At 58.5% G+C, this 24,225-nt stretch carries 18 protein-coding genes and 1 tRNA gene; 3 read left to right on the top strand and 16 right to left on the bottom strand.

Features of this window, described 5'->3' with window-relative positions:
• Positions 1–580: 580 nt before the first annotated feature.
• The 5 genes from FPZ52_RS14020 to FPZ52_RS14040 all read right to left on the bottom strand — a co-directional run bounded on the left by FPZ52_RS14020 (position 581) and on the right by FPZ52_RS14040 (position 6,241).
• Positions 581–1,435, bottom strand: coding sequence for a VOC family protein (locus FPZ52_RS14020; protein ID WP_146366239.1), 855 nt, complete (start codon positions 1,433–1,435; stop codon positions 581–583).
• Positions 1,428–2,939 (bottom strand): tripartite tricarboxylate transporter permease, encoded by a 1,512-nt coding sequence (locus FPZ52_RS14025; RefSeq protein WP_146366240.1) that lies wholly within the window; start codon positions 2,937–2,939, stop codon positions 1,428–1,430. The genes FPZ52_RS14020 and FPZ52_RS14025 overlap by 8 nt, the downstream gene beginning before the upstream one ends.
• A gap of 1 nt (position 2,940) precedes the next feature.
• Positions 2,941–3,435 (bottom strand): tripartite tricarboxylate transporter TctB family protein, encoded by a 495-nt coding sequence (locus FPZ52_RS14030; protein ID WP_146366241.1) that lies wholly within the window; start codon positions 3,433–3,435, stop codon positions 2,941–2,943.
• 69 nt (positions 3,436–3,504) lie between these two features.
• Positions 3,505–4,479, bottom strand: coding sequence for a Bug family tripartite tricarboxylate transporter substrate binding protein (locus FPZ52_RS14035; protein WP_146366242.1), 975 nt, complete (start codon positions 4,477–4,479; stop codon positions 3,505–3,507).
• A gap of 70 nt (positions 4,480–4,549) precedes the next feature.
• Entirely contained in the window at positions 4,550–6,241 is a 1,692-nt protein-coding gene (locus FPZ52_RS14040; RefSeq protein ID WP_146366243.1) for a thiamine pyrophosphate-binding protein, read from the bottom strand.
• Positions 6,242–6,418: 177 nt separating this feature from the next.
• On the opposite strand from FPZ52_RS14040, the gene FPZ52_RS14045 reads away from it, so the two are divergent.
• On the top strand, positions 6,419–7,090 hold the full coding sequence (locus FPZ52_RS14045; RefSeq protein ID WP_240804484.1) for a GntR family transcriptional regulator: 672 nt from the start codon (positions 6,419–6,421) through the stop codon (positions 7,088–7,090).
• Positions 7,091–7,389: 299 nt separating this feature from the next.
• Here FPZ52_RS14045 and FPZ52_RS14050 read toward each other — a convergent pair whose 3' ends face one another.
• From FPZ52_RS14050 to FPZ52_RS14075, 6 genes are all read right to left on the bottom strand, one after another.
• Positions 7,390–8,805: a M20 family metallopeptidase gene (locus FPZ52_RS14050; RefSeq protein ID WP_146366245.1), complete on the bottom strand. Its 1,416-nt coding sequence runs from the start codon at positions 8,803–8,805 to the stop codon at positions 7,390–7,392.
• Between the two features lie 36 nt (positions 8,806–8,841).
• Positions 8,842–9,846 carry an ABC transporter ATP-binding protein gene (locus tag FPZ52_RS14055; protein WP_146366246.1) on the bottom strand — a complete coding sequence of 335 codons (1,005 nt, stop codon included), beginning with the start codon at positions 9,844–9,846 and terminating at the stop codon, positions 8,842–8,844.
• Positions 9,843–10,832: an ABC transporter ATP-binding protein gene (locus tag FPZ52_RS14060; RefSeq protein ID WP_146366247.1), complete on the bottom strand. Its 990-nt coding sequence runs from the start codon at positions 10,830–10,832 to the stop codon at positions 9,843–9,845. Before FPZ52_RS14060 ends, FPZ52_RS14055 begins: the two co-directional genes overlap by 4 nt.
• Positions 10,829–11,737, bottom strand: a complete 909-nt coding sequence (locus FPZ52_RS14065; protein WP_146366248.1) for an ABC transporter permease — start codon at positions 11,735–11,737, stop codon at positions 10,829–10,831. The genes FPZ52_RS14060 and FPZ52_RS14065 overlap by 4 nt, the downstream gene beginning before the upstream one ends.
• The gene (locus FPZ52_RS14070; protein ID WP_146366249.1) at positions 11,734–12,711 is read right to left on the bottom strand and encodes an ABC transporter permease; all 978 of its coding nucleotides are present in this window, start codon (positions 12,709–12,711) and stop codon (positions 11,734–11,736) included. The genes FPZ52_RS14065 and FPZ52_RS14070 overlap by 4 nt, the downstream gene beginning before the upstream one ends.
• A 66-nt stretch (positions 12,712–12,777) precedes the next feature.
• A complete protein-coding gene (locus FPZ52_RS14075; protein ID WP_240804485.1) occupies positions 12,778–14,379 on the bottom strand; it encodes an ABC transporter substrate-binding protein in 1,602 nt (533 codons plus the stop codon).
• Between the two features lie 141 nt (positions 14,380–14,520).
• On the opposite strand from FPZ52_RS14075, the gene FPZ52_RS14080 reads away from it, so the two are divergent.
• Positions 14,521–15,453, top strand: coding sequence for a LysR substrate-binding domain-containing protein (locus tag FPZ52_RS14080; protein ID WP_146366250.1), 933 nt, complete (start codon positions 14,521–14,523; stop codon positions 15,451–15,453).
• Between the two features lie 195 nt (positions 15,454–15,648).
• Here the strand turns inward: FPZ52_RS14080 and FPZ52_RS14085 are convergent, their stop codons facing one another.
• Positions 15,649–15,828: a hypothetical protein gene (locus FPZ52_RS14085; RefSeq protein WP_146366251.1), complete on the bottom strand. Its 180-nt coding sequence runs from the start codon at positions 15,826–15,828 to the stop codon at positions 15,649–15,651.
• A gap of 319 nt (positions 15,829–16,147) precedes the next feature.
• On the opposite strand from FPZ52_RS14085, the gene FPZ52_RS14090 reads away from it, so the two are divergent.
• Positions 16,148–16,237 (top strand) — tRNA-Ser (locus tag FPZ52_RS14090).
• 729 nt (positions 16,238–16,966) lie between these two features.
• Here the strand turns inward: FPZ52_RS14090 and FPZ52_RS14095 are convergent.
• The 4 genes from FPZ52_RS14095 to FPZ52_RS14110 form a co-directional block, all read right to left on the bottom strand.
• Complete coding sequence (locus FPZ52_RS14095; protein ID WP_168201369.1) at positions 16,967–17,647, bottom strand: Crp/Fnr family transcriptional regulator; 681 nt, start codon at positions 17,645–17,647, stop codon at positions 16,967–16,969.
• Positions 17,640–20,726, bottom strand: a complete 3,087-nt coding sequence (locus FPZ52_RS14100) for an ATP-binding protein (protein ID WP_146366253.1) — start codon at positions 20,724–20,726, stop codon at positions 17,640–17,642. Before FPZ52_RS14100 ends, FPZ52_RS14095 begins: the two co-directional genes overlap by 8 nt.
• Before the next feature lie 48 nt (positions 20,727–20,774).
• Complete coding sequence (locus FPZ52_RS14105) at positions 20,775–23,681, bottom strand: NAD(P)-binding protein (protein ID WP_240804486.1); 2,907 nt, start codon at positions 23,679–23,681, stop codon at positions 20,775–20,777.
• 316 nt (positions 23,682–23,997) lie between these two features.
• A complete protein-coding gene (locus tag FPZ52_RS14110; protein ID WP_146366255.1) occupies positions 23,998–24,186 on the bottom strand; it encodes a hypothetical protein in 189 nt (62 codons plus the stop codon).
• Positions 24,187–24,225 lie beyond the last annotated feature (39 nt).

Below are 24,225 nucleotides of genomic sequence, written 5' to 3' on the forward strand. Positions count from 1 at the left end.
GACCTTGTTCCTCTCACAAGCTTTGTCGATGGCGTGGATGTCCCTTCCGACGCAGCACAAAGTGATGAAGCCATCACAACGGGAGAAAACATCGCTGTCCGAGGTTACCATTATCGAAATCAATCTGGCACAGCGCGGTTTTCAGTTCGCGGCGCGCGCGACAATGGGTCTGAGGCATTTCTCAAGAAGCTGTCCCAAGGTTCGTTTCTGACCTTCGTCGCGCAGCATTACAAGTGGATCATCGCGATGGGAGCCCGCGTTGCAGGCCCCTTGATAGCCACAGCACGCTTTAGGCTTGGTCGCTGACTAACGATGCGCCTTCGAACTTATCGCCATGACGGCGCATTGGTATTTTCGGGTGGGATGGTCCGTATCACTGGGCAGTCGATAACTCGCAGCCTCTCGACACCGCGACTTCGCCGACCCGCGTTTCCTGGGCGCAGCAGTAAGAAGTCGGCGTAACCTCACAAGTCGGACTGGCCGACGACAGGTCGAGATGCAGGCAGATGATTAGCATGCAGTATAACAGGATTGTAGGCCGCTCAGCCCGCAGTCGTTGATGCAACGGTTCCCTTGGTGGTTAGATAGGCAGGAATTCCACCGTCACACCCGCCGCATATTCCGGTTCGACAATGATGCAGCGCTCGGATCGGGTATATGGAACGGAGCTGTCTTCCAGGCATCTTGTGACATCTGTCAAACTCCGCACGGCTACGCGTAACCGGATATATCGCCCGGCACCTGGGTTCGTTGCGGGGTGGTTGTCGTGGGCCTGAGTGGACGGAAGCAAGCGGATTGTGCCGCCCATAGCCGGAGGGCGCAGAACCACGGACCCGTCGGGCTGCGGGTCGGTGGTAAAGCCGAAGAGCCGTTGATAGCGCTGACCGTCAGCCTCGGTGTTATCAGAAATCGCCACGACCTCAAGCACACCCACCGCAGAATTGGGATGGGTCGTCAGCTCATCCCGCCACACCAAATGCGGCGTCTTGTGCTCGCACATAAAGGCTATGCCTACGGGCACTTGGGACGGCTCGAACAGCAGCGTTGCAAAGCTGGCCGGTTCAATGGTGCCGTCTGGCAGAGCGACCGGGCGCGAGAACTCGTTGTAGATGGTCGTTTTGACGCCGCGTTTGGCAAGGTCATCAACCGCCTCTTTGGCGTTCGAGACACGCATGGCCAAACCGTGCAACCCCTCGCCATGATGTGCCAGTGCGGCGCGGCGATCCGCGTTCAACGGTGTGGGTTCCACGATGCCAAGCAATTCGATGTAGTCGTCTTGCAGCATGATCGTGTGATTGGCGGAACCCTTGGCCTTTCCCTGTATGCCAATGGGAGACACATTGAACCCCAGCGCCTTGTACTGTTCGTAGGCATGGCTCAGATCATTCACGAGGATCAGTGTGTGGTCCAGCGACTTTACGGGGTGCTCAGACATCGGGCTGTGCTCCGTTTCGGGCGGGCCGGATACGCAACAACCACACGAATAGAGCCGTCAGCATAAGAAACGCAGCGCTGCCCGGGCTGGTAACGAAGATCAGCGGATCACCCTTTGACACGATAAGCGAGCGGCGTAGGAATTCTTCAAGATATGGCCCAAGTATGACACCCATCAGCATGGGAACAACCGGATACCCGAACCGGCGCATCGCAAATGCAAATGTCCCGATCGCCAGCGCCATCCACATCTGGAAAAAGGAAAAGGATGACGCGAACACCCCGACCATCGAAATCATTGCGATAAAGGCGTACAATATCCCGCGGTTGATCCTCGACAGCCGGATATACCAAGGGCCAAAGGCGAGGACCGACAGGAATACGAAGATCGACGCGACGAACAGCGCTGCGAACATCGGGGATACGACATCCAGATTGTCGGTCAGAAGCCCGGGACCGGGCACGAGCCCGTGGATCAGCAGGACACCAAAGATGATTGCGGTGACCGCGTCGCCCGGAATACCCATCGTCAGAAGAGGAATAACCGCACCGCCGCACATGGCATTGTTCGCAGCTTCTGAAGCGGCCAGGCCTTCATGGGAGCCTTGCCCGAATTTCTCAGGTGTTTTGGAACTACGCTTCGCTTCCGCATAGGCGATGAAGGACGCCATGGATGCGCCTCCTCCCGGCAACATGCCGATCAGGACACCTATTACCGAACTTTTGACATAGGTGTATAAGCCAATCTCACGGATGGTTTCTTTGCGCGGAACAAAGTCGCGCCGTCTCAATAATGGCTGTTCGGTGATCAGTTCGGATTGCGTCAGGCGCGCGGGGGTTGCGGCCTGTGCAAACAATTCGCACACGGCGAACAGACCGATAACCGCCGGAAGTAGCGTGATGCCCTCGACCAGATAGAAACTGCCGAAATCGAACCGCCCCTGCGGCACCATCGGGTCGATTCCAACCGTCGAGATCATCAGTCCCAAACAGGTCGCGGTAGCGGCTTTCCAGATAGATCCCCGCGCCACGATTGTGACGGTGACAACGGCCAGGAGCACGAGCGAGAATTTGTCGGGGGTCTTGAACAACAAGGCAACCTGACTGATTGGCTGGGCGAGTAGCATCAGCACAAGGGCACCAATCATCCCCCCGATGGACGAGGCGAATGCGTCCAGCCCCAAAGCCTGCGCGCCATGCCCCTGTTTCATCAAGGCGTGCCCGTCGAGGCTGGTGATAGCGCCTGAGGGCGCGCCGGGTATGTTGACGGTGATTCCAGTGATCGAACCCGCATAGATGCCGGCCATATAGATGCTCATCACCATAACCAGCGCGTTGGTGACCTCCATTCCGAACGTGAAGGGCAGCAGCAAGGCAATGGCGAGTGTGGCGGTCAGGCCGGGTATGGCACCAAAAAACAGTCCCAGAAGGAAGCCACCGATCAGATAGAGAAATGTCGTCGGGTCGAGCAGTGCGCCGAAGCCGCCTGAGAGTTCCGGGATCATGTCAAAACTCCCAAACTGGCAGGTAGAGATCGAAGAGCTGCACGAAGAACAGCCAACCGAACAGGGAAATTGCGACGGCAGTCAGCACTGCATAGAGCGTTGCTTTGCGCCAGTTGCCCAGTTCTTCATAGTTGAAGAACAGCGCGATTGCGAAAGTATACAGGCTGGCCGAAACTGCATAGCCGAGATAGGCAAACCCGATGATGAAAAGCGCGGTCAAGGCAACTACCAAAAGTGGCCCTACAAGCCCCAATCGCCTGATCGTGTCGGATAAAGCCCCGTCCGAAGCACTGCCGTGATCCGCTCGCAATTCTTGCATGAAGATCCGCAGACCCGCCACATAGAGAAATCCGCAAAGCAGCATCGGCATGAAGGCCGGGCCGGGTTCGCCCTTCGCGAATGGCAGGTTCATCTGTGCGATCTGACTGGCGTAGACGCTGTTCAGCAGCAATAGAAATATGGCGAAGATCGCGGGAGCATTCAGTTTGCGGGGCATACGCGAGGAGGGGCCTTGTGTTTGAGATAGTCAAATGGCCCCACCGTGGAGGAAGGGGCCATCAGGTGGTTACTTCTCCAGTAGTCCCTGTTCAACCAATGCGTCGATCAGGCTGAAGGCTTTCTCCTGAGAGGCCTCGACATAAGCGGCGGTCGCGTCGGCATCCATCCATACGGCGCCCATACCGGTTTCTTCGGCCTGGGCTTGGAATTCCGGCATATCGAATACCGCAGCAAAGGCGTTTTCCAGTGCTTCCAGCTTTTCCGGATCGACACCTTTTGGTGCCGCTATCAGGCGAAAACTGCCCCAGACAACGTCATAGCCCAGTTCTTTCGCTGTGGGGGCGTCGGGCGCGAATTCGGAACGCTCGTCACCGAACACAGCCAGCACCTTGGCCTGGCCGGAGTCGACCGCCGGATAAGCCGCAGAGATTGACAGCGATGCCGCATCGGTTTCGCCCGACAAAAGCGCTTCGCGTTGCGGGCCGGACCCGTCGGGGTAGGGGATGTGCTGCACCTCGATGCCGGCGGCATCCGCCAAATCCAGCGCGGGCAGATGCCAGACGCCACCGCTGCCGACATTGGAAATGGACAGCTCGCCCGGCGTTTCCTTGGCGGCGGCGATGAAATCTTCCAGCGTGTTCCAAGGCGCATCGGCGGCCACGATCAGCGCCGTGGGGTGGACTGTGACCGACCCAAGGTAGTCAAGCTGGTCCGTGCTGTATCCCGGCACCAGTTCGTAATAGGGGACAGTGATCACGCTGTCCCATGTCAGCGAACCGATCGTGTAGCCATCGGGTCGAGATTTCATCAGTTTCAACGTGCCGACGCCGCTTTGTGCACCCGTTACGTTCTGGGTGTTGATGCCCACGCCAAGCTGCTGTTCCGCAAAATTCATGAAGGTCCGCATTACGGTGTCGGTTCCGCCACCTGCGCTCCACGGCATGATATGCGTGATATCCTTCTCGGGATAGTCCTGGGCCAACGCGCCGGACGCGGTTAAGACACCCGCAAATGCGATGCCTGAAAGTGAAAACAGTTTCATGGTTCTTTCTTTCCCTGTTATGCGAATGGGTTGCATCCCATCCACCATTGTGGCGCGTTGAGAGCGCCGATCAACCCATCCAGCGGCGGACGGGGGCCTTCGCTTCTTCCAAAGGTTGGCAGATGACATCGACCAGCGTCGGTCCATCATGTGCAACCGCCTCTTTAAGCACCGCTTCCAGCTTGGACGGATCCTCAACATGCCAGGATTTCACACCATAAGCTGCGGCTACGGCTGCCTGATCCGTGCGGTTGAAATCGACATTGTAGTAGCGCGCGTCGCAGTCATCGCGCTGGCTGGCCTTGATCCATCCGAAGTTGGAGTTCGAGAAAACGACATAGGTGATCGGCGCTTTTGCACGAGCTACCGTTTCCAACTCACCGCAGGTGAAGCCGAAGGAACCATCACCCATCAGACCAACGACCTTGCGATCTGGCCGGCCGAACCATGCGCCCAGTGCAGCCGACAACGAATAGCCGAGTGCTCCATGCGCACGATTGGTGATGAAGTGCCGACCCGCACGCGGGAGGGTGTAGTAGGCAGAGAAATATGGGCAGGAGGTGCCGGGATCGGACACAACAGTCGCATCCTCGGGCAGCACTTTCTGCAAAGTCGCAATCACCCGCTCGGGGCGGATCGGGCTTTCATCGCTTTGCGCGAGCGCGTCGAATTTCTCGAACTTCCGGCGGCGGATATCGGCGACCGCCGCAGCGCCTCCGAACGTGCCGCTGCCTTGGTCGCGGCGGTCGAGCTCTGCGTTCAGGGCCGCCAGTGACAGCCGAAGATCACCGGGGACACCGACCTCGGTCGGATAGACCGCGCCGATTACCATCGGGTCATTGTCGAAATGCACGATGCGCGTGCCGGGCTTCGGAGCTTCCCAACGCGATGTCGTCGTTGATCCTGCACGACACCCCATGAAGACGATCAGGTCCGCGCCGGTCATCGCCTCCCATGTTTCATCGGTCCCGCCGTTTGATCCGACCACGCCGACGCAGTTCGGGTGGGTCTCTGCAAGGCTGCCCTGACCCGAGATCGATGTCGCCACAGGAATGTCCAGACGGGTTGCGAGCCGGTCGAGTTCATCCATCGCCCCAGCGATCACAACGCCTCCACCACAAACGATGAGCGGAGATTTTGCGGACAGGATCGCCTCGGCGGCGGCCTCCACCGTATCGGGCGATGGGCCAGTTCGATAAGCGGGGTAGGACGTGAGGTTTTTGTCAGCCCAAATGTCGTCGGGAGAAACGGCGTCATATTGAATATCGTAAGGTAGCCCCAGATGCGCCGCACCTGAACGACCCGTTGTCATCGCGCGAAAGGCCTGGCGTACCATGCGCGGGATGTGATCCGCCCGTTTAATAACCGTGTTCCACTTGGTCAACGGGCGCATCAGGGCTTCCTGGTCTACCTCGGTCAGCGGATAGCGGCCATAGGATGCCACCGAGACATCGGTTGTAATTCCCAAAACAGCATAGGAGCTTTCATTCGCCTCGATCAGCCCCGGCAGAATGTAGGTGGCGCCGCCACCGGACGGGCCTTCGCACACGCCGACACTCCCTGTCACACGCGAGTACGCGTCGGCCATATAAGTAGCGCTGCGCTCATCGCGGGTCAGAACATGGGTGATCGGATGATCAAGACGCAGCATCGCATCATAGAAGGGCAAGGTCGTGTCGCCGCAAAGCCCGAAGATGTGCCGTACACCATGAGCTTCCAAGCTGCGGACCATAGCTTCTGCGCCATTCAGTGTGTTCGTCACGATCAATCCTTCCGTTCAACGCGGCGGAGAATGCCGCATTCTTTTCTGTATACAGATCATTATGCAGCTTAGACTACAATGCAATTGATTTTTTTGCCCGCGCATGTATCGTGATGATCTGCAGGCTGTCGCGGCCTTGGCCAACCTCATAAGGCACTTAATTGTATGGATAATGAAGTGGGATCCGTTGACAGGGTCTATCGTCGGGTCAAGGAAATGGCCGCGAGTTACGAGTTCAAACCGGATGAGCGGTTGAACGAAAGTGCACTGTCTGCCCAACTTGAAACAAGTCGCACGCCGCTGCGCGAGGCGCTGAATCGGCTGGTCGCGGAAGGCTTCCTGAAGTTTCATCGCGGTCGGGGTTTTTTCTGCCGGTCGTTGAACCCGCAGGAAATTATGAACCTCTACGAAGCCCGGGCGGCTATTGAAGCCGAAGCGGTCCGATTGGCCGCATTGCGCGCCGAGCCTGAAGAGGTTGAGGATCTTTCCCGCTTTCTCGAAGACACAAAGCCACAATATCGTCCGGGTGCATCACCGGTCGAACTCGTGCGCGTTGATGAAACGTTTCATCTAGGGTTGGCAAAGCTGGCCAAGAACGCGGAACTGGTTCGGCTTCTGGAGAATGTAAATGGACGGATCCACTATGTCCGTCTCATAGATCTACGATCTCTAAGTGAACGCGGCGGGGCTGAAGCGATAACGATCGAGCCGCATACCTGTATACTGGAGGCCGTTCAGCGTGGCGATGCAGACCGGGCCTCACGGGAAATCCGAAATCACATTGAGCGACGGCTGGAAGAAGTGACCCAGAATGTCCGACTGGCATTTTCACAGCTTTACGCGCCCTAAAAGCTATAGCTGCAACTTGATTGCGCGGACCCGCTGAGTGATATTGGTGCTTGTGTCAGAGCAGTTGCGGACGGCGGGGTTCTGTGGCTGTCACTGAAGGACGTGTTATTGGCTGAGCCGCGCAGTCAGGGTACGATGCCTTGTTTCATTTTATATTGACGTGGACACTCGACGACTTGGGCGCATGAATGCAATTGGTCCGATAGCATGTCTGCATTCGACAGGCTTGAAGCAGGGGTAGCCAACGAGCAACAGCATAAAACCGAATTTCGATGCTGTTACTCGAAGCACGTTCCCGCTTACTGTATGAAAGTAGGCGGCTTCGTATCAGCCGGAATAGGGCAGCTGTAGGGGAAGTCCGCCAGATGTTCACTATGCGCCTGTTTGGCCTGTGCGATAAGTTTCGAGTTGGTCAAAGCGGCGCGGGCGGTTGATGCCATTACCTTGGCTGCGTGCAACATACCCTTGTGTGCGGCGGGTGCCTTGCCTTGCGCAGTTTGCTGCCAGCTATGTAGCGCCGTGCCTACGGCACAGGTTGCCACGCGGGCTTGAACAGTTGGTACGGCCCAACTCACATCCCCGACATCGGTTGATCCCATACCGCCCATGAAGGGGCGATCGAGCGGGGCGATGAAATCACACAGTGGCTTGTCGTAATCGGGTTTCATGGCCAGGCGTTCGAATGTGTCTGCGATGTCTTCACGCGTCAGGGTACTGCGGATCTGACGGGCGAAGCGGATATCTTCGGCGTCGAACGGAACAGGCCCCAGGGCTTCGAATTCAGCTTGCATGGCCTCTGAAAGCGGACCGTTGCCAATCAGGTTGGACACCGCGGAAAATACCTGAGAACTGACCGAAGTGCCTGTCATCAGCGCGGCACCATCGGCGATAGAACCGACGCGTTTGACCAGCGACTGCAGACCAGCCAGGTCGGGGCTGCGGATCAGCTGGCGCACGGTTGCCTTGGCTTGGACAACATTGGGTGCAATCCCGCCCGCATCCAGATAGGCATAGTGGACCCGCGCGGCATCCGGCATGTGCTCGCGCATATAGTTGACGCCAACATTCATCAATTCGACTGCGTCCAATGCAGAACGGCCAAGTTCAGGTGCGCCGGCCGCGTGCGCAGCTTTGCCGATAAAGGTGAAGTCGATGCGCGTATTCGCAAGCGAGCGCATGTCGTCCACGGCGTTGAAACTGGCCGGATGCCAGGTGATCGCGATGTCGACATCGTCGAACTGGCCATCCCGCGCCATATAGGTCTTGGCTGCGCCGCCCTCTTCGGCAGGGCAGCCGTAATAGCGGACGCGTCCCTCGATACCTTCGGCTTCCAGCCAGTCCTTGACCGCCGTGGCCGCCGACAGGGCGGCGGCGCCCAACAGGTTATGACCGCAGCCATGACCGAAACCATCGTCTGAAATCTGCTTTGGTTCGGCAAGCCCTGCTTGCTGTGACAGGCCGGGCAGTGCGTCGTACTCTCCCAATATAGCGATAACCGGACCGCCTTTGCCTGCTTCACCCATGACCGCGGTCGGGATGCCCGCAACATTCTCGGTCACACGGAAACCCTGATCGCGCAGCATTTGCGTGTGTGCGGCGCAGGATCTGGTTTCGCCATAAGCAAGTTCCGGCGTATCAAAGACACGATCGGCCAGACCGGTAAACTCCGGTCCCTTCACATCCACGAGAGACCAGATCGGGTTGTCATTTCGCATAGGGAAAATCTCCTTGGGTCGTTAGGGGGTATCGTATCAGGCGGCCCGGTCATTCAGATGACACGCGGAGATGCGTCCCGAGGCGACCTCTTTCAGGGCAGGTACCTCGACCCGGCACCGATCATGGGCATGGGGACAACGAGGGTGAAAGTGGCAGCCTTTTGGCGGGTGCATCGGTGACGGGATTTCACCTTTGATAGCGTGATAGGTCTTCTTTCCGGTTTCGAAGGTGGGTATCTCCGAAATAAGAGCTTGCGTGTATGGATGGTTCGGGCGCGCGATCAGGTCTTCGGCCGTGCCCAACTCGACCAGCCGTCCCAGATACATCACCGCTATCCGGTCCGAGATATGTTCAACCACACCGAGATCATGGCTGATGAAAAGATAGGTCAGATCGAATTCTTCGCGCAGTTTCACGAAAAGGTTCAGCACCTGCGCCTGGATGGATACATCCAGCGCCGCAACAGATTCATCGCAGACCAGAAGGTCGGGGCGCACAGCCAGCGCACGGGCGATCCCGATGCGGGCCCGTTGGCCACCTGAAAACTGGTGCGGGTATCGTTTGCTGGTGCTGGGGTCCAGTCCGACCTGCTCCAACATCTGCTCGACATAGGAACCAACCTGCCCACGTGACACGATGTTATGCGCGCGCGGCGCTTCTCCGATGATGTCGCCTACGCGCATTCGAGGGTTCAAAGAAGACATCGGGTCTTGAAAAACCATCTGGATCTTCAAGGCGGCGTCGCGCGCTGCGGCTCCTTTCAGCGATGAGAGATCTTTGCCGCGGTAAAGGATCTGACCCTCTGTCGGATCGTCCAGCCCGGCAACCATCCGGCCAAGTGTGGACTTGCCGCAGCCGGATTCCCCGACAAGGCCCAGAACCTCCCCGCGTCGGACATCCAGACTTACGCCGTCGACAGCATGAACCGTTATCGGCGCGATATTCGCGCCCAGCTTGCGTGCAGTCCGCTCGGCGATATCGAGTTCCTTGGAAAAGCGTTTGGACACATTGCCGATCTGGAGGATAGGGTCATGGCTCATGACACTGGGGCCTCTTTCGAAACTTCGGTAAGGGGATGAACACAGCGCACGCTGCGGTCGGAACCGGCCCGGTCAAGAGCGGGCTCGGATTGGCAAGCAGTGTCAGCGCGAGGACAGCGTGGGGCAAATTTGCACCCTTGTGGCAGCTTCAGCATTGACGGGGTCATGCCCTTGATCTGTGGGAGCAGGGTGCCATTGCGTTTGCCGTGTGGCACGCTGTCGATCAATCCGCGCGTGTAGGGGTGGCGCGGACTGGAAATCACCTCGGCGGTCCTGCCTTCCTCGATGATCCGTCCCGCATACATGACGGCAAGACGGTCGGCCAACCCCGATACAACGGCCAGATCATGCGTGATCCAGATGAGTGCCGTTCCGGATTTGGCGCACAGAGTTTGTACTTCGGACAATATCTGGGCCTGAATGGTGACATCCAGCGCGGTTGTCGGCTCGTCGGCAATGATCAGGTCCGGCTCGTGCAGAAGGGCGATCGCGATCGCCACGCGTTGACGCATACCGCCCGAGAATTGATGGGGGTAGCTTTGCAGCCGCTCATCCGGAGACGAGATACCCACCTGCACCAGCGCTTCGCGTGCGCGGCGGAGGGCTTCGGAGCGCGAAACCTTTGCATGGGCCAAAACGGTTTCCACCATCTGAGTGTCGATCCGAAGCACCGGGTTCAGCGTCATCATCGGATCCTGAAAGATCATGGCAATGCGCTTGCCTCGCAATTGGCGCAGGACGGGTTCACCAGCGGCCACGAGGTCAGTGCCATCGAAAACGATCTGCCCGCCTGCGATCCGGCCCGGTGGATCGACCAGCCCCAGTACGGAGAAGCCGGTAACCGATTTTCCCGACCCGGATTCCCCGACCAGGCCCAGAATCTGACCCCTCTCGAGCGAGAAGCTGACACCATCAACAGCCTTGGCAACACCGTCACGCGTGTGGAAATGCGTTTGTAGGTCTTTGACTTCGAGAAGTGTCGTCATTTCTGCAACCTCGGGTTCAGAACGTCGCGGAGGCGGTCACCGACGAGATTGATCGCGATGATCGTTATGACCAAGGCAATGCCGGGGAAGAGGCTGATCCAGTAGCTGCCCGAAAGCAGGTAGTCGTACCCGTTCGCGATCAACAGTCCGAGAGAGGGTTCCGTGATGGGGACGCCCACGCCGAGAAATGAAAGCGTGGCTTCCAGGGCAATCGCCTGCGCAATCTGCACGGTTGCCACCACGATCAATGGCGGCACGCAGTTCGGCAGCAGATGGCGGAACATGATCCGGCGGTTCGAAAGGGCCAGACAGCGGGCAGCATCGATGTAGTCCTTGCGCCGCTCTACGATGGCGGAGCTGCGAACGGTTCTTGCGTAATAGGCCCATTGTACGATCACGAGAGCCAGAATGACCTTGTCCACGCCGCGCCCAAGAAGCGCCAGCAGGATCAAGGCAATCAAGATCGCGGGAAAGGACAGCTGCAAATCGACGATCCGCATGATGAAGCTGTCGAGCCTGCCACCAAAGTATGCCGCCGTCACGCCGACGATCGTTCCGATGGTGATAGCCAAGCCCAGCGATACAGAGGCGACGAGCAGGCTGATCCGCAGCCCGTAAAGGATGCCCGAGAGCATATCCCGCCCTTGCCGATCCGTTCCCAGCCAATAGGTTTGCCCGGTACCAAAGCTGACCTCTCCAGGCGGCAACGCGCTGTCCATGATGTCCAGCTGTGTCAGGTCATACGGGTTTTGCGGTGCAATCCAGGGGGCTGAGATGGCCAATGCCGCTATCACCACGAACAGAACCAGACCGATGACTGCGACCGGATCTTCCATGAACTGGCGCATGATACGGCGAGCAGGGCTGTCGACGCGAACGGGGGGCCGTGAGATCGTTTCGGTCATCCCTTCATCTCCGATAGGCGAATGCGCGGATCGAGGAGCGAATAGATCACGTCCACTACAAGGTTGATGGTGACAATGATCAGGACCGTCAGCATCAGATAGGCGACGATCACGGGACGATCCAACAGGTTGATCGAGTCGATCAGCAACTTGCCCATACCGGGCCAGGCGAAGACGGTTTCTGTGACGATAGCGAACGCAACCATCGATCCCAGTTCTAGCCCGATGATGGTCACGACAGGGATCATGATGTTTTTCAGGATATGCACCATAACCACGCGACGCGACGATAGGCCCTTGGCGCGGGCAAACTTCACGTAGTCCTGCAGGCACACCTCGCGCGTATTGGCGCGCGCTAACCGGATGATCAGCGACATTTTGAACAATGCCAGGTTGATGGCGGGCAGGATCAGGTGGGACAGTCCATCCCAGGTCAGAAAGCTGACCTGCATGCCAAGAAATTCGGTGGTCTCGCCGCGTCCCCCGGCTGGAAGCCAGCCTAGCAGAACCGCAAAGATCAGAATAAGGAGCATCCCCTGCCAGAAATTCGGAAGGGAAAACCCGAGGATCGATCCACCCATAATGGTGCGGCCGGCAATACTGTCAGGCCGGAGGCCCGCCCAAACGCCCAAGGGAATACCGATCATTACAGACAAGAACAGGGCGCATACGGCCAGTTCCATCGTGGCGGGCAGGCGTTCGAGAATAATTTCGACTGCGGGCCGTCCGTAGACGAATGACGTACCAAGGTCGCCTTGCAGCGCGTTCTTCAGGAATATTCCGAACTGCTGATACAGTGGCTTGTCGAGCCCGAGCCGTTCAGTTGTGGCGACAATCTCGGCCTGTGTGGCTTCGGGATTGATAAGCACATCGACGGGGTTACCGATAGCATAGACGCCTGCAAAGACCAGCACTGCCATTGCCACAATAGCTAGCAAGCTCTGTCCCAAACGACGGACGAGATAGACGATCATTTCATGGTCCTTGTAGTCCGGTAATCGAAAGGGTCCGGCACCCGCGAAAGGGTGCCGGAGCTCTGGTTACTCGGTCTTCTTTACTTCGAGGGCCATCGTGTACTGGTCCACGCGCGGCTCGTAGCTGAGTTCGGATTTCATCGCCCATACGGTCTGTTCATAGTGCAGTGGGATGATACCGTAATCATCCAGCACCATGGTTTCGGCATCCTGCAGCATCTGATCACGTGTGGCATCGTCAATCGTGGACATTGCATCCGCCAGAAGAGCATCCATTTCGGGATTCGAGTATCGGCCCGCATTGGTCGTACCCGTGCCCGTTTCAGCATCATAGGTCGCAACCAGGGACTTCAGAGGCGACGACATGTCACCCGAAGACGCGCCCCATCCAGCCATGTAGATCGGAAATTCCAGCGCGTTGCGGCGCGAGAAGAACTGGCTGGCCGTGCTGGCGTCGACGGTGGTCTGGATGCCAATTCGCGCCATCATCTGTGCAACGGCCTGGGCAACCTGTTCATCGTTGATGTAGCGGTCATTAGGTGTGCCGAGAGTGATCGAGAAACCGTCCGGGTAACCAGCTTCGGCGAGGAGTTCCTTGGCGCGCTCGGGATCATAGGGATCAACATCGCGCCCCGACGTTCCGAACATGGGCGGTGGCAGAAGCTCGCCAGCAGGTTGGGCATAGCCGCCCATGATGCGTTCGGCGATGGCCTCGCGATTGATGGAGAGCGAGATCGCTTCACGCACACGAGGGTCCAGAAGCGGGTTCTCTCCATCTGTGCCTTCTATCGCCGGGACGTCCTCCAATTGCTGCATGTGCAGATAGATGACACGGTTAGACAAGGCATCTACCACGTGGAAGCCGCCATCCTCGATGCGCGGTATGTCCTGAATGGGGGGGGACTCGATCAGATCCACATCGCCTGCCAGAAGCGCGGCAACACGCGGACCATCGCTTGTAATCGGGCGCATGACCACGCGCTCCCACTCGGGGGTTCCGTCCCAATAGTCGTCAAAGCGGGTAAGGGTCAGCTCCGAGCCGCGGGTGTAGCTTTCAAGTATATAAGGGCCCGTACCAACGGAGATTTCCGGCGAGTTGAAGGCTGGCGCCTGCGGAACATCGCCCATGCCGGTGCATTCACCGTCGGGGGCGAAGGTGACTTCATCTTCCGCGCCAAGTGCATCGGCAGAGATGATTGCAAGGCTCCACAGTTCGACCGGAAGCAACGGGTTGGTGTCTTTGGTCGTGATCAGCACCGTGTGATCATCTTCGGCAACCACGTCCGCGAAGCCCCCGGTGAAGATTGTATAGGCGGACGGAGAGTTTTCGACCAGCGGTACGCGGCAGAAGGAGTAGATTACGTCGCGGGCGGTAAAGTCGCTGCCATCGTGGAACTTGACGCCCTTGCGCAGATTGAACCGCCACGTGGTGTCGTCTATGGCTTCCCAGCTTTCAGCCAGGCCCGGTGTGACTTTCTGTACCGCGTCCTGAGTTGTCAGAGCCTCGAAGATGTTCTTGCCCACCTGAATATTCGTGGACAGCTGGTGAAAATGCGGGTCCATCGAGGTGGCTTCGGATTTCAGACCTATGGTCAACTCCTGCGCCATCGCGGGCGTCATGCCCGCTGCAAAAAGTCCGGCCATGACTGGCAGGTTTAATGCTTTCATCCTGTTGTCCTTCCTGTTGTGGGCTTTTGAAACGTGGTCTCGAGGTTGACCCCCGATGGTGCAATATGCTTGGCGATCACGGTATTATTCGATAATCGGAAGTCAATCGATAATTTTAATGCGTTTTGTGCATAGGGCGTCATGAAAACTGGAATAACCCCCGCAGAGAAAGACCGCCGTTCGGGGATCACTTTGCGCGAACTGGAAGTACTACAGGCGCTCGTTGATGTCGGGACGGCGATCAATGCGGCGCGCAGGTTGGGGATCTCGCAATCGGCCGTCAGCCGCAGGCTTTCGCAGTTGGAAGATCGCCTGGGGTTTCAGCTGTTCATGCGCTCCGGCGGCAGACTGGTCCCAACGGTCGAAGCCCTGTCTATCAACGAACAGCTTACGCCTGTTTTCGATACATTGGCGCGGATCGCGAACCACGCCGACCAACCTGAACAAGCCTATTCGGGGGTGCTGTCAATAGTCGCTCCGCCGACCATCGCGCATCGGTTCCTGCCCGGCAGAATTGCGGTTTTCAAGAAACAGAATCCCGACCTGCAGATTACCTTCGATGTCTTGGCCAGCGACAGCCTGATGACAGGCATCGCCGAGGATCGCTTCGACATTGCCCTATCGGACAGTAATGTTGCTCACGAGGGAATAAGAAGTGAACTTCTGCTGAAAACTCAGGCGATTTGCGTGCTGCCCAGGCACCATCATCTCGCGTCCTTCGATGTGATTCGACCCGAAGATCTGCATGAAGAAGCGTTCATCGCCCTGTCGCGGCGGCATTCGAGTCGTGCGGCAATTGATCGGATTTTCGATCGGGCGGGCTTGCGGCTGAACATTGTGATCGAGGCATCTACCAATGTGTCTGTCACGGAGTTCGTGCGTGAGGGGCTGGGAGTATCTCTGCTCAATCCTTTCCCACTGTCCCACCAAATGGGTGATCGTATCATCGTGCGTCCGTTTTTGCCGGCAATCGACTACGTCACGAATTTCCTGCTGCCATCCAGTCGCGCGCCTTCGTCAGCGACACTTGCGTTCATGCAGGCGATGCGCTCTGGGCTTGAGCATGTTTCTTAGCCACTCACTTGCTATTGTCCGAACGTGGCAGAGGTCGGGGATGATCGTTTGTTCCGGGCCGGAATGCAGATCTTGTCCGGCTCCGTTGTATTTGTCGAGGCAGGCCTTTCCGGGGGTCCCCGCATCGCCCCCGCCACTGATCGCGACGAGGTAGCGTGATTGGTGCGGGTTTGCTGGTTCTCCGTCTTTTCAGCGTCAAAGCGCTTGGTTGGACGCAGGGTGCCGCAACGATCGCTCGGCATCGGAGGTGTCATTCTTCTGGTGCCTGATGAACGGCTTCACATAGACTGGCGGGAACAGCCGCTCGTCCTGCCCCAGTTCATCGAACTCGTGCCCCCATGCGCCGTCGCACACGCTTCCATGGCGATAACGCATTTCGTATGTTGGGCGACAAACGCCAGAAATTGATCCCGCGACAGCTTTTTCCAAAATTCACAGAACTGCCCGGTCATGCCCCGTGCCGATGGAAAACACACGCGGCCAGATCAGTCCGGATGATTGCAACTCGGAGATGAAGTTCCCTCCTGCTGTGACGGCTCAACATACATACGTTGGGACATTACGATGCCGTCGGAAGGGCGTATCCATGCCAGCAGAAGCTTCCATACCTGCCTGGTAATTTTAATAGTTTATTCTTTCTAACATCAGAATATTGGCCTTGTTCTCCCAGACGCCCTTGTCTATACGCGTCGGCGGAGACGTGGCCGAGTGGTCGAAGGCGCTCCCCTGCTAAGGGAGTAGGCCCGGAAGGGTCTCGAGGGTTCGAATCCCTTCGTCTCCGCCATCAATCAGCATGTTGTATAAGAAACGCAATAAAAACAATGACTGTCCGCCGACAGGGCAGGGGAATTGTTGAATGATTTGTTGAATGTTCCGCCAGCGCTAGAAAGGCGCGACCAGTCCTGCGGCGATCATCGATTCGTCGATCACGCGAACCATTATGGGAAGGTCTTGCCAGCGGCGATAACGACCCACCATCCTGTAGTGCCTCTAGAAGCTTCAAGAGGTTGATTCCTTCGACCGACGCCCCTCGATCTTTTTCTGGTAGCGGCCTGCATCTGGCCCCCAATCGAAGTAGATACCATAGTCAGGCTTCCGAAGCTGCTCCGTTTCGTATGCGTCGATTGAAAGTCGAATGGTCGATAGGAGCATGGTCGCATCCCGGCCAACGATCTTACCGAACACATCGATTTCGTAGTCGCCTGCCGCGAAATCGAAACCCCGAATGTCCGTAGGCGTTAAGAAGTGGTGGTTAGTGGCAACACTTTCTTGGCCAACAAACAAGCCGTTACGGCCTGCCAGCTCTTTTTCACCATAAACCTATATGTTGAAATTTTGCTGCCTTTCACCACGACGCAACCGAATGAAAAGGTGTTCAAGCACAGTTCCGCGTTTTCCCGTCGCGTAGAGAAGAGTGCGCAAGAAAACCTTAGGTATTGCCGATATAACCGTGCAGGCGCTTAACAGTAGGGACCGCACAATCCATCTGCAAAGCCCGCTACCTGTGAGCGCGTCAGCTGTGCTTGCGCATCAATCCGTTGACGTCAATGATTTCGATCATGCGCCGACCCGTTCGGATAATGTCCTCGCGTGACATTCGCGTCAGGGCACGGCTCACTGCTTCCCGTTCTGCGGCGATGTGTGAGGCGAGCGCGGCGTGGGTCGGGGCAGGATCGATCCGGCCGCCATCCATCAGTACGCCGCGTTCCGCAGCAATGCGTACCAGAGCACCGCGCAGGCGCTCATCTACCTTTTGGGTGCTCAATCCGAACAGGCGTTCCGTCAACCTCTGAACCCGAAACGCCATATCCTGTGCAAGCTGCGCGCCGACGCTCGGTTCAGCGCGGGCCACGTCGACAAAAAAACTGCCGTCGAGCATTGCTATCCGTCCGCTTGTAATAGCGGTGACGGATGCCGAACGCGGTTGTCTGGTCAATGCTGACAGCTCTCCGAAATATACGCCGGGCCGTATTTCGTCGAAAGACAACTCCTTGCCTTCGTGCGATATCACGACGGCAACCGACTGTCCGGATAGTTGGAAATAGACGTTGGTGTCCGTGTCGCCATGCGACACGATGGGCTGGCCCTTATTGACGTTGATGAGCGTGCATCTTTGTTCGATCTCTTGCATGACCGTTGCCGAAACACCGCTGAACAATGGCCAGGTGGCGAGCATATGTCCTGTCTCAGGCATCGAGTATGGCCTGCCAGTCAGAGAGCAGGGCCTGTGCGTCCCGTCCGCTTTTCGCCTCGGACGGGTTCTCGATTTGGTCCAGGACTTCGCGCAACGCCACCGCGCGGGCTTCGCCTCGTGCCAGTCTGAAGGCTTCGATACGTGCATTGAGCTGCCAAAGTAGGGCATCTTGGCTTTGCGCGAGGTTATCGGCTTCCTCAAAGCACCGCATCGCGGCGTCGGTATCGCCGGAGAGGGCTTCTATGCGACCGCAGATACGCCATCTCTCTGCCCGCCAGACCCCCTCTCGGCGATTGGTGCCGGGCATTGACTGCGACTGTGCGAACGTCCGGGCTGCGACGATATCGCCACAGGTGGCCATGGCTTCGGCCAGGCGGGCGCTCCAATATGGAATGCCGATTCCAACACCGATCATTTGCTGCAAGTCCAGCCCCGCCCGGATCGAGTCGATCAATTCGGCATCCGGCGTGGCCTCGAACGCAATCACGCTTCGCCACATCCGGCCGGTGGCGGACCAGAACGCCGCACCCTGAGCATCCGCTGCGGCGATGCCGCGATCAATCCGGTCAAGTGCGTCCTCGAACTTGCCCATATAGCTGAGCGCGACGCCGTTCCACACATCGATATGCGGCAGCATCAACGGCACGTTGAGAATCTTTTGGTGTGCATCGGCTTCGTCGATCAGGTTGAGCGCCATCTCGAACCGCCCGGTGATCGCGGCTGAATGGGGCGTGAAGGCCTGCACGACGCCATAGATATCCATGCCGTAGCGCGGGATGAGCACAGCGTGCTCCTCGGCACGATACAGGGCGCGGGTTCTTTCATGCGTCTTGACCTGTTCGTTGAACCTGCCGGAATAGAAATGCGCGGCGTTTTCGGTGCCCACAACCGCAAGCTTGTTTTCCGACGTGCGTGCCTCGGGCGACAGGGCGTCGAGCAGCGCCGCCATGCTGCCCACGGTCGCTTCGGCGCTGGCCAGATCACCGATCAGGATCTGGTACGTAAAGATGCCCCAATAGATCGGAAGGGCCTCGGGCTGGGACACGCTAAGCCCTTTGAGTTCGGCGAGCGCGGCGCTGTAGGTGTCCATTACATTCGGACCGGTGAACCCGCTCGTTTGCATGTGAGTTGCTGCAAGTCCCGCCAGAAGCTCCGCGCGCTTGCGGGTGGTATCACCGCCGGAGGCAAGGAATGCATTGTGGGCAAGGGCGTGGTCGAACTGCTGCACGGCTTCGGCGAACGCACCCTTTGCCATTGCCGTCATCGCGGCGCGCTGCCACCAGTCGGCGGCGGGCCCGTGTGCTTCCCCCGCGCTGTAGTGATGCGCGATCTCACCCAGAAGAATATCGCCTCCGGCGCGTTCCTCCAGAACCTCGGCCGCCGCTTTATGCAAGGTTTTGCGGTGGACGCGCGTAAGGCTGGCGGCCGCTGCATCTCTGAGCAAGTCGTGCCGGAAACTGAATTTGCGCTCGCCTTCGGCGATCAATATCTCGTTGCGACAAAGAGCGTCCAGATCTTCTGCGACTTGCACAGGGCGCGCTGCGCTCAGCGCACTGACCATATCCGGATCGAATGACCTGCCCAGAATGCTGGCGATGCGCGCGACCTTGCGGGCCGGTCCGGCGCGATCTATCCAGGCCGATAGCAGGCTGGACAAGGTGTCCGGTACGGCGTCGTCGCCGGTTGTACCTTTGCGCAGCGACGCCCTGGCCAGGTGTTCGGCGAAAATCGGGATACCATCGGACTTCTCGACGATCCGCGCGGCGTCCTCATCCGAAAGCTTTGTTCCGGCAAGCCTTTCGACAAGTCGCGAGACATCTGCGCGTTGAAGAGGTGACAATTCCAGCGTTTCGAACTCGGCGAATGCGTCTGCATCCAGAACGCCCGGACGGCTGGTGGCGACGATCTGGACGGTTTGCGTGCTCGTTTCCTCGCTTAACCTGCGCAGCAACTCAAGCGTGGTATCATCCATCCAGTGGATGTCTTCGAAAAGGAACTGGCTGGCTCCGAGCCGCAACGTGTCGCGAAACCGCCGCATGAGCGCGTCAAGAATGTCGGCACGAATTTTGGCAGAAGCCGTGTGGCGCAGCAGGTTGCCAGCCGCCGCAAGACTGTCGAGCGCGGCAAGATGTGGATCGTCGTCAATGAAGTCATCGGGGTTGTCCAACGCCCGAAACCACTCGATCACCGGGTACAGCATGGTGCTGCGATGCAACTCGGCGCCGCGCAGGATGATCGTGGATCCGGGGGCAGGGCTGGCCATCAGGTGTTCGTCCACCAGCCGCGACTTCCCGATGCCGGGGCCGCCAATGATCAGCAACGGTTGGCTGGTAGTGTCCCCATGTCGTACGTTTTCCCAGTTGGTGCGCAATCGCGCCAACTCATCATCCCGGCCTACCAACGGTGTCAGATGGCGCGGCCCGTGCGTGTTGGTGCTGGCGAGAGATCGCCAAACCGGCACAGCCGCTTCGAAGCCCTTCAGCGCTTGCTCGCCAAGCGCTTCGAAACGTTGCCCGGGTCTTGCCAGTTCACGGGTCAGGTCTGAAACACAAACCGATTGCGGCGCGGCAATCCCCTGAATACGCGAGGCCAGCACACTGGTCGACCCGGTAATACGCGGGATCTGGCCGTCCAGTTCGACGAGCACCTGACCTGTCGCTATCCCGGCGCGGATGTTTATCTGTGTCCCGCCAATCGTAATTGATGGGGCATCAGCGATGATCGCATGTGCCGCGCCGATGGCACGGTCGGCGGTGTCCTGAAATGCGACTGGCACACCAAAATAGCCGACGACGCCATCACCCAGATACTCGGCGACCATTCCACCCCAAGCGCCGATTTTGGTGCGTGCCAGGCGGTAATAGCAGTCAAGCCCGGCGCGCAGTTCCTCGGGATCAACCCGAGCCGCATGGCCGGTATAGTCCACGATATCGGCGAACAGCACCGTGACCTGCCGTCGTTCGTGCTGCAGGGGCGGTGGGGTGCTTTCCAGCTTTGCGCCGCAAACAGCACAAAATCGCATCCCGTCCTGATAGGCCAGCACGGCACCACAACTGTTGCAATCGATATCTCGTGCCATTTCAGATCCCGGCCTAACTCGCCTACCTACTACATTCGGACAGTATTGTCACAAGCGAGCGCCCTGTTGCAATGCGGCGACGCGCTTGACGCGCGTTGAATCGAGCGGATTGCTCAGCGTCCAGTTCGTCCAGCAGCGAAACGCACCGGGTAATCTGCCGGTATTGTCCTGTCCCAGGGCTGGGGAATGATAGGATGCCGTCGCCAACCCGACGCCGTTCGCCGGACCGATCTGTACGGATGCGGAGACAGGTGTCGCAAAAGCCGCGCTCAGACCAAAATCGAAGGCGGCAGCTTGGAATTCGGGGCCGCGCTTCATCAGAAGTGGTTGTTCAAGCAAATCGCGAATAACATTGAAGTCGGCGAGGTCCGCGAGACGCGTTGGCGCATCGCGCTGCGCATATTCCGCTTTCCATATCAGGCGGTTGTGGTCGTCCCGAACAGTATAGCGATCATTGAGCATGGTCACATTGGCAGGACGCTTCGCCATGCCGTAGAACGCGCGGCCGGCCAGTGTGGCGAGCCGATCGTCAAGATAGAGCGCGGGCAAATGGCTGAACAGGGTTTCATCGCCGCCCGATCGGCGCAGGTGGCTGACCGCGACGATGCTCTCGTGATAGCTCGGGAAGCCCAGAAGTTTCGGCATGAAGCTGGGTCTGACGCCCACCTGCCGGTTGAACAGGAACGTCACGGGATGTGTGCCGTCCGGCGTGATGGACTGCGGCCCAAGTTCCAGCCCAGCGGGCAGGAGGGCGCGAACTTCGTCGTCAGGTAATGCCTGAAAACAGAAGATACCGTCCATTGCGCCAAGAAGATATGCCGGGGTAATCGGCCAGGGTGCGGTCTGCGCAAATTGCGATGACAGCAAGGCGGGTGTGTCCGGCTGATCGGACGCGGCGAGATCGCCTTCGCCATAAATCGGTTCCTTCGACCCAGTAAGCGCCCGCGCGGCCGCCAGCCCCGATATTGTCGCCGCCTCGACGCAGCCCGCGTTGATGCCGCACAGCGTCCAGTCGCCGGCCAGCATCAGATTGTCGAAACCCGAATTGTCAGGGGCCATGCGGTATTTCACCGAACCGGGTGTCGACAGCACGTAGCGTTCCGATCCGTAAAGGTTCGTTCGAAAATACTGTTGATCGAAGCGCGCTTCGCCCTGCGCGCCGTCCTCGGCATATAGCGTATCCAGGGAAAACTTGCCCGCTGCATCGGCGGTATCGGGCCAGATTTGCGTCAGATGCGTGTCGCACCAGGCGCGGGTTTGCGCCTTGATGTCTTTCCCTCCATCTGCCGCATCGTGAGCGGGTGAACAGAAATAAGCGATGGATTTCGGTCCGGGTTGCGGCCAATTTTCCCGCATAAGCAGGTCGCTCATATCCGCCCAGGTGTCGAGCGGTTCGGCAAAGCCGGTCATCAGCGTCTGCCATTGTGCCGGATCTTGCGTGATATTCGCGTTGTGGGCGGTGACCAGTGCCGGCCAGCCCGTTTCGGTCGCGGGTTCGGTCATCCAGAACTGCGCAGCGTGGGTTGCAACCGTATGCACATTGTCGAGCATGCGTTGCCAGCGGTTGGATGCAGCGCAAAGTTCCTTTGTCATGTAGGGCAGGGATCCAAGGGATGCGCCAAGGATCACTTCGTCGAAATCTTCCCCGCGGTGCAAAGTCAGGCGGTGACCTGTCGGCGGTGATGCTTCGCACTCGAAATCCACGCCTTGCGCCTTAAGCTCCGCCCCGTTTTCAAGTTGGTCCCAGTCCGGCTCTGACGGCCAGCACGGCAGGTGCTTGACCGAATACAGGGGTTCGTAATCCCCTGTTCGCAGGTCTGCCTGGCGTACCATTTCGATTGTTTCGATGTGGTCCTGATCGGCGCTGAGACCCAGATGCGTGGCCGCGTGGAAGAAGCGGAACTTGACGCCTCGCGCGCGCAGCACCTGATAGTAGGGGGCGAACACGGTGTCGCCCATGCCCGCCTGCATCTTGTAGAAAAGGGCCCCCTTATAGGTAAAGGCCAACCGCATCAGGCCCCGCATCGCCGTGCCTGCGCCGACGCCGCGGTGGTCAGTCATGCCGCCGGGATATCCGAAGACGTAATCGTAGCAGCCTCGGAAGACGACGGAGTTGACAGCTTGCCGACTTGCGCCGTGGCGCAGCAGCCAGTCAGAGCATTCACAATCGTCAATACAATCGAAGCCACGTGTGAACACGCCGTCTTCGGTCATACCCTTGATGAAGGCAGCGCCCAGGTCGAGCATGTAATAGACCCGGCGTGTTTCATCGTCCTCGATCCAGTCGTCACCGGGGTTCGTGTCCAGCCAGTCGCGTAATGCGGCCAATAGTTCCAGAAGCCGGTTGTGCTGAAACAGCGAGTGTCGATGCGCATTTCGGGGCATGGACCTCGCATGTGAAACAACCGCGTGCAACGGTGGGGGATTACCTGCTGCCGAGGTGGTCTTGCCAGAAACGCGTTCCAGCGAGTCATGAAGGAATTCCAGCAGCATCTGGCACATGGCGAAAGGGCTGGGCAGGACACCGCCATCGCCCGGAATGGCGTCGTTGCCGAAAAAGTCGATGCGCCAGGGTCGCCATGCTTCTGACGCCGTGGGCACGTGTTCGCTCAGGAAGAAATGATTGAGAGGCTTGAACGCGTTTTGCCAGGTTCCGAGAGGGTCGTCGGATTTTCGGAGGTCCATCGCAACCAGCTGTTCGTAGCAGTCGCGCATATAGCGGAAGGCATTGTCATAGAAACCGGCCCAGATGTGCAGCCCGTGTTCTTCGATCCGGTCACCGCGTGAACGATTTCGACCGCTTGCGCCCTTTCCGCCCAGACGCCAGCCGAGTTGGTACACGGCAATGTCGAAGCGGTCCTGCCAATCGGGCGCGCTGGTCAGTGCGTAGGCGGCTGTGATCGCGCCGACCCCACCGCCGATGATTGCGATCTTCCGCGGTGAAATTTCCTGCATAAGTTGGCATCCTGGGTTGTATCCGTGGACGGCGAAGGCGCTCGCGGCCCTACCGACCCTTCGTAAATTATCTGGGAACAAACGCAAATTCATTGGTGTCGATTACTCGTCGCCGACCCCAGCTTGTCGGGACCGCTTAAAAATGCGCGAATGTGTCCGCGCGCACATTCATAGCGGCGCTACGGTGGCATACAGCGGCCACGGCCAACCGCTGACCATGCGGCGCCGTGCCGAACGGAACAACAGTGACGCACCGATGTATCGAGTATTCCTCAATGCCGGGATCATGGAAAAACCAAGTGATCCGTTCCGTCCTTCAACGACGGAGCAGAGCCATCGAGTCCCAGACATGAAACCTGTTGCTATAGTATTTCGTCCCGCGGCCCGTTTCGGGGCGTGGCGACTGAGGGGCGGTGACTGTAAAGCCCATCGACTTGTTCGGCGTAATGACGATGACGCGGCGTTTTCTGATGTTCGCGTGATCGCGGGCGACACGGCGGCTCACACACTGTCCGTGCCGCCCGCTGCATCTGACGTATCTTGG

Source organism: Qingshengfaniella alkalisoli (assembly GCF_007855645.1).
Taxonomy (GTDB): Bacteria; Pseudomonadota; Alphaproteobacteria; order Rhodobacterales; family Rhodobacteraceae; genus Qingshengfaniella; species Qingshengfaniella alkalisoli.